Genomic DNA, 8,795 nt, shown 5'->3' on the forward strand with positions numbered 1-8,795 from the left:
CAGGTGCGGCCCCTGCTGCCCGGGGCGCCCGGCTGCGCGGTGCTGGTGACGAGCCGCTCGCGGACCATCGCGCTGCCCGGCGCGCGCCTGGTCGACGTCGAGATGATGGACGAGACGCAGGCGCTCGGGCTGCTGTCCGCGATGGTGGGCCCCGACCGCGTCGCCGCCGAACCGGCCTCCGCCGCCGAACTGGTCGCCCTCTGCGGCGGGCTGCCCCTCGCGGTCCGCATCGCCGCTGCGCGCCTGGCCGCGCGCCCCGGCCGTTCCGTCGCCGACCTCGCGGTCCGGCTGCGCGACGAGCACCGCAGGCTGGACGAGCTGCGGATGGACGACCTCGGCGTCGAGGCGACCTTCCGGCTCGGCTACGAAGCCCTCGAACCGGACCTCGCCCACGCCTTCCGCATGGTCGCGCTCTGCTACATGCCCTCGTTCTGCCGTGGCGCCGCGGGCGCCCTCCTCGACGTGAGCGACGAGGAGGCGGAGGAGACGGTGGAACGCCTGGTCGACGCGGGTCTCATGGAACCGCACGGCGAGGACCGCTACCGCTTCCACGACCTGGTACGGCTCTTCGCGCGCCGCCAGTGCGAGCGCGAGGAGAGCCCCCGCGAGCGCGCCGACGCCCGGCTCCGCTTCCTCGACTACGTGCTGGCCACCGTCATCACCGCCATCCGCCGCACCAAGCCGACCAGCGTCCTGCCCCAACTGCTGCACCGTCCCGCCTCATCCGGCAAGGCGCTGCCCGACGAGGCAGCCGCGCGCGCCTGGCTTGTCGTCGCGCACTCCCGGCTCTACGCGGCCGCGGAGAACGCCCTGCGGCACCTGCCGGACACCGCCGACGCGACGCACGCCGCCGACGCGCCCGGCAGCGGCCCGCCCGGCCTGCGCCCCGTCGTCGACCTGCTCACCGCCTGGTCCCACCTCCTGGTCGGCACCGCACGCCACCGCGACCTGGAGCCGCTGGCCGAACTGGCCCTGCGGACCGCCCGCCGGCACGGCGACGACCTGGCCGCGGCCCGCGCGCTCCGGCTGCTCGGCACCCCGCACTTCGGCACCGAGACCTACGGCCGCGCCGAGCGCGCGCTGCGCGAGAGCCTGCGGCTCGCCGAGTCGTCCGGCGACCCGCTGATCGCCGCCGAGGGCAGCCACGAACTGGGCATCGTCCTCATGGGCACCGGCCGCCACGAGGAGGCGCTGGAGCAACTCAGCCTGGCCTACGAACGGTTCGGGGCGCTCGGCGGGCACGGCGACCGGACCCGCATCCTCTCCCACATGGCACGGGTGTACGTCACACTCGGCCGGCGCGCCGAGGCGGACGCCGCGCTGGCCGGAGCGGTCCGCCAGGCACGCAGATCGGGCGGCACGTCCACCCTCGCGCACGTCCTCTACCAGGCGGGCTGCGCCCTGCTGCGGGACGGCCGCGCGGCCGGGGCCGCGGACCTGCTGCGCGAGGCCCAGCGGCTGCACGGACGGTCCAGCAACCCCCGCTGGGAGGCCCTGTGCTGGGCCAGGATCGCCTACTGCGAACTGGCACAGGAGCGGCCCGGCGAGGCCCTGGAGTGCGCGGACGCCGCGCTGGCCGTCGAGGGCGAACTGGGCGACGCGTTCTGCCACGCCCTCGCGATGGCCGCGCGCGGCCGGGCCCTGCTCGCCCTCGGCGACCTCGAACGGGCCAGAGGGGCCCTGCGGATCGCGCACCGCGTCATGGCCCGGCGCGGCGCCATGGAGGCCACGGGCATCGCCGCGCTGCTCGCCCAGTGGGAGACACAGCCCGGCGCGCCCAGACCCCTGCTCCCGGCCCACGGCTGACCGGCCCGCGGCCAGAAACCGGCGCGAGGTTTCGGGAGCCGTCCGGGAGGGCAATGCGGGCTGCCCTCGGGGCCGCCCTTTCGTACAAGGAGACAAGGGGGTGCACCCCCTACCGTGCCCGTATGACGTGGTGGAACTCCCTGGACCCGGCCGCGGTGACCGTTGATCCTGGTGGCAGTGCCACCGTGCGGCTCCGTGTGCGCAACACTGGTGACACGGTCGAGGAGTACCGCCTTTCCCTGGTCGGCACGCCGGCGGGCTGGTCCCGCGTCGAGCCGGACGTCCTGCGGCTCTACCCCGGCAGCGAGGGCACCGCCGAGGTCTCCTTCGCGCCGCCGCGCTCGCCGGACGCGGCGGCGGGTCCCGCGCCGTTCGGCATCCGCGTCGAGCCCCGTGAGCAGCCCGGGTCCCGCGACGTCGTCGAGGGCCAGGTCACCATCACGCCGTTCTCGGAGATCCGCGCCGAACTGCTGCCGCCCACCGTCGTCGGACGCTTCCGCGGCCGGGCCTCGATCGCCGTGGACAACCTCGGCAACACCCCGCTCACCGCGACGCTGACGGCCCGCGACGACGCCGACCGGCTGATCTTCGACACGGATCCCACCGCGATCCAGGTCGCCCCGGGGCGCGCCGCGTTCGCGCGGCTCACCGTCCGCCCGCAGCACGTGCGGTGGACCGGCCCCGCGCAGCCGCACCCGCTCACCGTCCTCGTGCGCCGCTCCGGCGACGAGAAGGCCCACGAACTGCCGGGCAGCTTCGACCAGCGCCCGGTCCTGCCGCGCTGGCTGCTCACCTTCGGCAGCGTGCTCGCGGCCCTCGCCGTCGCGTTCGTCGTGTTCTGGTTCTCCTTCTCGCCGAAGCTCGACGGCTCGGCCCGTGAGAACGTGGCGGCTGCCGAGCCCGACCCGGCGCCGCAGGGCGGCGACAAGAACGAGCTCGCCGACGCCCCGCCGCCGCCGAAGGACGCGGCGGACGGCGGCGACCTCGGCGGCGACGGCGACGCGGGCTCCGGCGGCGGCGAGGACAGAAGCGGCTCCGGAGGCGGCGGCGGAGGTGATGGCGGTACCGCGTCCGACGGCGGCGGCAGCGCCGACGGCAAGAAGAAGACGAAGGCGGGCGGCGCCGCCCGCACCGGACCGCCGTGGAAGCGCGGCTACGCGTCGGACGTCGTGGTCGAGTACGCCCAGCGCCGCCTCGCCGCCCTCGGCTCCAAGAACCCGTGCACACTCACCGGCGATTACACCCCCGGCGTCATCGACGCCAAGACCGAGGACAAGCTGATCTGTTACCAGAGGGCCGTGATCCGCACCGGCCAGAACTCCGGCCACAACACCGCGCAGATCTTCGCGACGGACGACGAGGGAGAGCTCGGCCGCGCCACGCTCACCTCGCTGTGGGCGCAGGGCATCCGTCCCGACGCCGTCCGCTCCGGCGCCGACACCTGGGAGGTCGTGCAGCTCCAGGCGGCGTTCTGGTGGGCCTCGCAGGCCGGCATCAGCGACGACGACCTGGCGCGTGACCGGGCGTACGCCGCCCACGGCGTCGCCTACTTCGAGAACGGCCGCACACCGCCCACCACGGCCAGATACAGCAGCAACACGGCCGCGCACATCAAGGACTATCAGGCGTCCGTCGGCCTTCCGGCCACGGGCGTCGCGGACACCGAAACACTGCAGGCACTCGTCGGCGGAAGCGTCACCAACCCCGGCGTGAAGGGGCGATGAGCGACATGTGGACCGCACTCGAACCGACCGCGACCACCGTCGAGCCGGGCTCCAGCGCGAGCGTCCGGCTGCGGGTGCGCAACACCGGCGACACCGTGGAGGAGTACCGCCTCCAGGTCGTCGGCGCGGCCGCGGGCTGGGCCCGTGTACAACCCGACGTCCTGCGCCTGTACCCGGGCGCGGAGGGCACCGCCGAGGTGCAGTTCGCGCCGCCGCGGACCCCCGACGCGCAGGCCGGCCCGACGCCCTTCGGTGTCCAGGTGCGGCCCCGCGAGACACCGCAGAGCGCGGACGTCGTCGAGGGCCAGGTCACCGTGGGCCCGTTCGCCGAACTCCGCACGGAACTCCTGCCCCTGATCGTCCGCGGCCGGATGCGCGCCAAGGCGTCGGTGGCCGTCGACAACCTCGGCAACCAGCAGCTGACGGCCTCCTTCTCCGGCCGGGAGAACGGCGAGGAGCTGGAGGTCGAGGCCGAGCCCGGGTCGGTCCAGGTCGCCCCGGGGCGCGCCGGCTTCGCGGACCTGAACCTCAAGCCCGGCGCGATCAGCTGGGTCGGCGGTACCCGCAAGCACCCCTTCACCGTCTCCGTGGTCCGGGCCGGGGTGCCCGAGCCCGTGGAGCTGCGCGGCACCTACGTCCAGCCGTCGGTGATCCCGCGCTGGGCGATGGCCGTGCTCTCGGTCCTCGTCGCGCTGCTCGTGGCGTTCGCCGTGGTGTGGTTCCAGCACAAGCCGACCCTGGCCACGGCGGCCAGGGAGAAGCAGGGCAAGCAGCAGCAGCTCCCGCAGGGCGACGGCATGAAGGAGGCGCCGACCCCGTCGCCGAGCGCCTCCAAGGAGGAGAAGAAGGAGGAGGAGCCGCCGCCGGACACGGGCCAGGACGAGAAGCCGGGCGGCTCGGGCGGTGGCGGCGGCGGTCAGGACGACAAGCCCAAGGGCCCCAAGACGCACACCATCCGCAGCGCCGAGGGCGGCGGCTGGTACCTGGAGGTCAAGGAGGGCAAGACGCGGGACGAGACCTACGTCGGACAGAACCCCGCCCTGACCGACAAGTTCGGCAAGAACCAGGACTGGATCCTGCACCACTACCCCGAGTCCGACACCTACTCCCTGGAGCCGGCCAACGCCCCGGGCAAGATCCTGGACCAGAAGGGCGGCACGAACATCGCCCAGATCTACAACGCGCCGCCGGAGAACATCAAGTCCGGTCAGCTGCCCGACAACCAGAAGTGGAAGCTGGAGAAGCGCCCGGACGGGCTGACCCGGATCGTCGGCGTCGGTTCCGGTGAGTGCCTCGTCGACATGCAGAACGACAAGAGCGCCATCACGTGGCAGTGCGACGACAACAGCAAGGCCATGGGCTGGACGATCTCGGACTGGAACGGCTAGCGGGGCCGCGGCGGTTTCGCGCGAGCCGGGGCCGCGCACGAGTGGAGGGCGGGTGGCATGCCACCCGCCCTCCACTCGTGCGGCCTCGCGGGGCCCTGTGCGGGACCCCGCGCGCGTCACTGCCAGGGCAGCGAACCGCCCGGTTCGAGACGGCCCATCTTGCGGTACTCGCGCCGCGCGCCGGCCCGCACGTCCGCGCCCGACACCGGCCCGCCGTGCCCCGCCGCCAGATAGGCGGCGGTCACCGCGGCCGACCGGATGGCGCCGCCCGCGAGCTCGAACTCCTGGGCGCAGGAGGACAGTTCGTCCTCCAGGTCCGGTGAGCAGGGCGTACCGGCCAGGCAGGTGCGCCACAGGGCGACGCGCTGCTCGACGTCCGGGAAGGGGAAGTCCACCACCAGGTCGAGGCGGCGCGTGAACGCGTCGTCGATGTTGGCCCGCAGATTGGTGGTCAGCACGGCGATCCCGTCGAAGGCCTCCAGGCGCTGGAGCAGATACGCGCTCTCCAGGTTGGCGTACCGGTCGTGCGAGCTCTTGACCTCCGAGCGCTTGCCGAAGACCGCGTCGGCCTCGTCGAAGAGGAGCACCGCGTCGGTGCGGTCCGCCTCGACGAAGATCCGTTCCAGGTTCTTCTCCGTCTCGCCGATGTACTTGTCGACCACCGCCGACAGGTCCACCACATAGAGGTCCAGGCCGAGTTCACCGGCCACCACCTCGGCCGAGAGGGTCTTGCCGGTACCGGAGTCCCCGGCGAACAGGGCGATCACCCCGCGCCCGCGCCCGCCGCCGGTGCGCAGCCGCCACTCGCCGAGCACCTTGTCGCGGTGCCGGGCGCGCAGCGTCAACTCGTGGAGCAGGCCGAGCGGTTCGTCCGGCAGGACGAGGTCGCCGAAGCCGACCGCGGGCCGGATGCGCCGGGCGTGCCGGTCGAGCAGCGGCGCGGACTGCAGCCGGGCGCTGTGCTGGAGGTGGGCCGCGGTCGGCGGGGTGCCGTCGAAGGCCGCGTGCCCGGCGGCGCTCCGGGCGGCGCGCCGGATCTGCTCCTCGCCGAGCCGGTACGGCGCGACCGCCTCGCCGAGGTCGAAGTCCGGCGCGAACTCCGTGGTGTGCCGGGAGAGTTCGGTGTGCCAGGTGTGGGCCGGATCGACCCTGTCGTACGGCGCGTCCAGGGAGAGCAGCCCGGCGTCCGGCGCCCATCCGGAGTCGTACGGCTCGCTCCCGAAGAACACCACGGGCACGTCACCGGTCGCGAGGGACCGCACCAGGGGGCCCGGCTCGGACGGCAGCGGTCCCACGACGAGCACGGCCCGCCGCAGCCGTGCCTCGCGCACCAGGGCGCGGGTCACGGTCGCGGCGTCCGCCGTCGAGGCCGCGGGGCGGTGGCGCAGGACGGGCAGTCCGGCGGCCCGCAGCGCGTCGGTCACCGGGGCGGCGGCCGTGCCCTCCCTGCGCTCGCGCAGATGGACCAGGAGCGGCTGCCCGGCGGCGGCCAGCGCGGCGATGCGGCCGGCCGGGGCCGGGGCGTCCCGCGCCGACGCCGGATCGCCCGACGCGTCGTCGGTCAGCAGCTCCACGCCCTGGTCGACGAGTTCGGGGTCGAGCGCGTCGTCGCCGAGCAGATGGGCGACCACCCGCTCCGGCACCCGCACCGCCCGCCCCGGCAGCGGCCGGTCCTCGTCGTCGAGGGTGAGCAGGCCCCCGGCGCGCAGCGGCGCCAGCGGGTGGAAGCGGGCGCGGGCGAGCGGGTCGTGGGGCCCGGTGCCCGCGAGGTCGAGGGCGAGGGCGACCGTCGCCCTGCGCCGCCCCACGTCGTCGTTGAGATAGCCGTAGAGCGGCTCGAAGCGGCGGTCCACGTCGGGCGCGAGGGCGGCGAGGAGCACCTGCCGGTCGAGCGCGTCGAGCCCGAACCGCAGGGCCAGCGCCTCGAAGGCGTCGACGGGTTCGGCGGGGAAGACGTCCGTGCCCGGCGCCGGCGGGGGAGCGGTGGCGAGCCGGTGCGCGGTCTCGGCCGTCACGTACAGACCGCGCAGCGGGTCGCCCGCCGTGGGGTCGTCCGCGGAGCGCCCGGCGACCAGTTCCGCCACGCGCCCGCGCAGCGTCTCCAGGTGTGCGGGCAGCGTGATGGTGTCGCTCACCTGGACCCCGCCCCGTCGTCGTCCTGCCCCGCCGTGCCGTCCTGCCTGGTCCCGCCGTCCTGCCGCGTGGTCCGCAGCATCCGGGGGCGCGCGTCGCCGGGCTCGCCGTTCTTGCCGCGCACGGTGACGACCGCGCCCTCGGTGACCGGCGGCGCCACGTCGTACACCGGCGAGACCGGGAACGGCACGGTGATCACCACGTCCAGGGACGGCTTGAGCTCACCGCCGAGCGCGGACCAGATGTCCGCGATGGACCGGGACTCGGGCGGCGGCACGGCGACGGACAGCGGCAGCGTGGCCCGCAGCGCGGCGAGCGCGTCCGGCAGGTCGTCCGGCGGCAGCAACTCGTGGGAGAGCAGGGTGCCGAGGGCCGCCGAGAGGAGCCGGTGCTCGTCCTCGGGCCGGTTGGTCCAGGCGGTGAGCAGATAGGAGAGCCGGAACCAGCGCGGCGGCTGCCGTCTGCGCAGCACGGTGCCGTCCGGGCCCCGCTCGGCGTACGCGCCGCGCTCGCGGCGGGCGACGTCCTCGCGGATGTCGTACAGATACGAGTTGAGCGTGGGCGCGTTGCGCCGGGCGGCCCAGTCGCGGGTCGGCGCCTCGAAGACGACCTCGCCGGTTCCTTCGGGAAGCGCCCCGCGCAGCAGCGCCCGCAGTGCCTCGTCGACTTCGTGGATCACGTACGTACTCCCCCTGTGGGGCAGGGGAGTCGGTTCGGCGACATCAGATGTATCCCTCCCGCAGCGCGTACGCGACGGCATGCGCGCGGTTCTGCAGCTGCAGGCGCGTCATCAGCGCGTGCAGGACGTTCTTGACGGTGCGTTCGGAGTAGGCGAGCTTCTCGGAGATCTGCTTGGTGTCCAGGCCCTCGGCGATCAGCCGCACGACGTCCACCTCGCGGGGCGCCATGCCCAGCGTCGGCACGAGCCCGCCGGACGTGGACGGCGAGCCGTCGAGCGCGGAGAGCCGCAGCCGCCCCAGCTGGGTCATGAGCCGGTTGATCAGGTCGGGCGGCAGTTCCCCCTCGCCGCGCGCCGCGCTGTGCACCGCGCGCAGCAGCTTCTGCGGGGTCGCCTGGTGCCGCCACAGGATGGCCCGTACGCCGTACTCGACGACCGCGAGCAGCTCGGGCTCGCGCAGTTCGCTCGCGATCAGGACGACGCGGTGGTCGGTGGAGCGGGCCAGTCTGCGCAGTTCGGTGCCGGCGGGGTCGTCGAGCCGGTCCACGAGCATGACGGCGACCCGCTCGGCGGCGGGTGGCGTCCGTGGTGTCTGCTCGGGTGGGTCGTCGGCGCGGTCGACCAGCTCCACGGTGGGCTGGTGCCGGAGATGACTGATCACTCCGGCTCGGCTGAGGGGGTCGGTGGCGTGCACGGCCACCGATATTCGTGTATCCGACACTGAGCGTTTCCTGTCTTCCCCCGAATAGCGACGGGCACAGGGTGATCGGGTCCGATCAACAAACGATTGCCGACGGATCAACGCGCATGTTTAGCGACGTGAGCAGGGCCTGACGTGCGACGGAACGCCTCAGTGGACACAAGGAAAACACGCGCGCGGGTGCGATTGTGAGGAGTTGCCAAAGGCGTTCTGAGGGGCGCCTTCGGAGGCGGTGTGCGGGGTGGGGCGGGGGTAGCGTCCTGCTCGTCCTAGTGTTCGGGCACGTCCAGAAGGAATCCCTGATGCCGCTCACCGCGTCCGCCCCGCCGTCGTTCTCCCTCGACGTCTCTCCCGAGGCTCCCGAC

General features: G+C 74.1%; 5 protein-coding genes and 1 pseudogene. 3 read left to right on the top strand and 3 right to left on the bottom strand.

The genetic code is table 11. The features are described from left to right. The 3 genes and pseudogenes from AOK22_RS02675 to AOK22_RS41260 all read left to right on the top strand — a co-directional run. Nucleotides 1-1,806: pseudogene (locus AOK22_RS02675) on the top strand (hypothetical protein); the annotation flags it as partial. Between the two features lie 122 nt (nucleotides 1,807-1,928). Further along, nucleotides 1,929-3,530 carry a peptidoglycan-binding domain-containing protein gene (locus AOK22_RS02680; RefSeq protein ID WP_055696898.1) on the top strand — a complete coding sequence of 534 codons (1,602 nt, stop codon included), beginning with the start codon at nucleotides 1,929-1,931 and terminating at the stop codon, nucleotides 3,528-3,530. Next, nucleotides 3,527-4,918, top strand: coding sequence for a hypothetical protein (locus AOK22_RS41260; RefSeq protein WP_055696899.1), 1,392 nt, complete (start codon nucleotides 3,527-3,529; stop codon nucleotides 4,916-4,918). The genes AOK22_RS02680 and AOK22_RS41260 overlap by 4 nt, the downstream gene beginning before the upstream one ends. Before the next feature lie 116 nt (nucleotides 4,919-5,034). Here AOK22_RS41260 and AOK22_RS02690 read toward each other — a convergent pair whose 3' ends face one another. The 3 genes from AOK22_RS02690 to AOK22_RS02700 are packed head-to-tail and all read right to left on the bottom strand — an operon-like array spanning nucleotide 5,035 to nucleotide 8,451. Further along, nucleotides 5,035-7,053, bottom strand: coding sequence for an ATP-binding protein (locus AOK22_RS02690; protein ID WP_055696900.1), 2,019 nt, complete (start codon nucleotides 7,051-7,053; stop codon nucleotides 5,035-5,037). Continuing rightward, nucleotides 7,050-7,730 carry a Pvc16 family protein gene (locus AOK22_RS02695; RefSeq protein ID WP_055696901.1) on the bottom strand — a complete coding sequence of 227 codons (681 nt, stop codon included), beginning with the start codon at nucleotides 7,728-7,730 and terminating at the stop codon, nucleotides 7,050-7,052. Before AOK22_RS02695 ends, AOK22_RS02690 begins: the two co-directional genes overlap by 4 nt. Nucleotides 7,731-7,773: 43 nt before the next feature. Further along, nucleotides 7,774-8,451 carry a response regulator transcription factor gene (locus AOK22_RS02700; protein ID WP_055696902.1) on the bottom strand — a complete coding sequence of 226 codons (678 nt, stop codon included), beginning with the start codon at nucleotides 8,449-8,451 and terminating at the stop codon, nucleotides 7,774-7,776. Nucleotides 8,452-8,795: the final 344 nt, after the last annotated feature.

It is taken from the genome of Streptomyces silaceus, from assembly GCF_001419745.1.
Taxonomy (GTDB): Bacteria; Actinomycetota; Actinomycetes; order Streptomycetales; family Streptomycetaceae; genus Streptomyces; species Streptomyces silaceus.